At 35.5% G+C, this 2,741-nt stretch carries 1 protein-coding gene; it reads left to right on the top strand.

From position 1 onward, the window contains the following. The first annotated feature begins 605 nt into the window (after positions 1–605). Positions 606–2,678, top strand: coding sequence for a M13 family metallopeptidase (locus CJF42_RS25505; RefSeq protein WP_095369301.1), 2,073 nt, complete (start codon positions 606–608; stop codon positions 2,676–2,678). Positions 2,679–2,741: the final 63 nt, after the last annotated feature.

The raw sequence follows: 2,741 nt of genomic DNA, 5'->3' as shown, positions 1-2,741 counted from the left end.
ACCAAGCCGACTATCAACATTGCAATTGCATTTGATAGTGTCAATTTTAGTCAAAAGCTTTAATTGATTGCGAAGGGGGGAATAATACTTTAATACTTTAATACTTTAATACTTTAATACTTTGATGAGTTGTGAGTTTTTATTATTGATACACAAGCCGCCTGATCAGCGGGACAAGCCGAATTGATGCGCTAGGAATAGTGACGTCTGATGAGACAGGTCGTATATGGGAAGTAATTGTAGTCAAGTTTGGTAGATTATCTTTGTGCTAGAACGCCAAATCTTGCGATGAAAGTTACCACAATGTTTGAAAAATGAGCGATGGCGCATAAGGCGCACTATACTAGATTACAAATTAGCATTGTGTCACTAACGATGGTGATGCGAAGTATGTAGGAGCCGTATACGAGGCCAGTACAGTTCTGTGAGTAGGGTGAGCCTCACCCTACTCGATGTTAAATATTTACATTTGTCAGTAACTTTTTACAGCCAATTTTTACTAAATATGTAAACAGATGTGTTTTACTATAGTAATTAATTTCATGCTTCATTATGATTGATCGTTAAAATTATTTTTAATAATTAAATAATCCATGGGAATCGTAATGAAAGCTATAATAACAGGTGCAATATGCACATCTTTATTATTTGTTGCTGCTTGTAATGAAACAAGTACTTCAACTGAAAAAACAAAAACAGCTCAAGTCGAAATAAAAAAAACAATGTTAGCTTCAGGTATTGAAAAAGCAAACATGGACACAAGTGTTCGTGCTCAAGATAATTTTTATCAGCACATTAATGGTGGTTGGCTAAAAAACACTGAAATTCCGGGTGACAAAACAGCGATAGGCTCTTTTTACGATTTACGTGATAAAGCAGATGATGACGTAAAAGCGATTATTGAAGAGTTAGCTGCAACAAAAGATCTTAAACTTGGCTCAGATGAGCAGAAAGTGGCTGATTTATTCCGTTCTTACATGGATACAGAATCAAGAAATGCAGCGGGTATTAAACCAATTCAGACGGTTTTAGATCAAATAACAAGCCTTAAAGATAAAAATGAATTAGCAACATTTTTTGGTGAAACACAAACGATAGGAATAAATAACCCATTAGCTTTCTATATCAGTGTTGATGCGAAAAACTCAAGCCGTTATGCAACACATATTTGGCAAAATGGTTTAGGTTTACCTGATAAAGATTATTACTTTAATGAAACTGAACGTTATGTAAAATTACGTGAGGGTTATGTTGAGCATATTGAAAAAATGTTTGCTTTAGCTGGCCTCAAAGATGGTGCCGCAGCTGCAAAAACCATTATGGCACTTGAAACTAAATTAGCAGACTTTCATTGGACAAGAGTACAAACTCGTGACAGTGAAAAACGATATAATAAATTTGAAACTGCAAACTTAAATACAATCACAGATGAATTTAATTGGGCGCTTTACTTAAAAGCTCAGGGCGTATCGACACAAAAAGATATTATTATTAATCAACCAGACTTCATAAAAGGCTTTGGTGATATATTTGCAGCAACTAGCATTGCTGATTGGCAAGTTTATTTAACTTTCCACGCTTTAAGCGCTGGAGCAGGGTACTTAACTGTTGATTTAGAGAATGAAAACTTTGATTTCTTTTCTAAGCAGTTAAATGGTCGTAAAGAGCAACGTCCACAATGGAAACGTGGTGTGAGTGTTGTAAATAGCAACTTAGGTGAAGTGATTGGTAAAGTATATGTTGCTCGTCATTTTACAGCACAAGCTAAATCACGCATGAGCACATTAGTTGAAAACTTACGATCAGCTTATGGTCAAAGCATTTCAGATTTAGAGTGGATGTCTGAAGATACTAAAAAATCAGCACATGTTAAATTGGCTGCATTTACACCAAAAGTTGGTTATCCAGATAAGTGGGAAGATTACTCTGAACTTGAAATAAAATCAGATGATCTTGTTGGTAATATTGTACGTTCAGCAAAATTAGCACATACAAAAGAGTTAGAAAAATTAGGTGGTCCAATCCGTAAATGGGAATGGGGCATGACACCACAAACAGTGAATGCTTACTATAACCCTACAGTTAATGAAATCGTATTTCCAGCTGCAATATTACAACCTCCATTCTTTAATATGGCAGCGGATGATGCCGTTAACTATGGTGGTATAGGCGCAGTTATAGGCCATGAAATGGGTCATGGTTTTGATGATCAGGGTAGTAAATATGATGCACAAGGTAATTTACGTAATTGGTGGTCAGAGCAAGATTTAGCTGAATTTGCGAAACGTACTAAATCTTTAGTTGATCAATACAGTAAGTATCATGTATTTGAAGATCTTGCAGTTAATGGTGAATTAACTTTAGGTGAAAATATTGGTGATTTATCTGGTGTGACAATTGCGTATAAAGCATATAAAGCATCATTAAATGGTAAAGAAGCAATTGTTATTGATGGTTTAACGGGTGATCAAAGATTCTTTATGGGTTATGCGCAAATTTGGCGTTCAAAGATTGTTGAAGCATCAATGCGTAATCGAGTTGCTACTGACTCGCATTCACCAGGTGAGTTCCGCGCGCTTGGTTCACTTTCTAATATGAATGAATTCTATGAAGCATTCGATATTAAGAAAGGTGATGCTATGTACATAGCACCAGAGAAGCGAGTGAAGATCTGGTAATTAAGTTTTATAATAACTAATTAGAAGGAAGCTTATGCTTCCTTTTTTGTTTGCCCAGCGAAG

This window comes from Pseudoalteromonas sp. NBT06-2, from assembly GCF_002276045.1.
In the GTDB taxonomy this organism is placed as follows: Bacteria; Pseudomonadota; Gammaproteobacteria; order Enterobacterales; family Alteromonadaceae; genus Pseudoalteromonas.
This window is presented reverse-complemented; position numbering and strand designations above follow the sequence as displayed.

Coding starts and splice junctions, on each gene's coding strand:
- CJF42_RS25505 (WP_095369301.1), top strand. CDS start 606: ATGAAAGCTATAATAACAGGTGCAATATGCACATCTTTATTATTTGTT.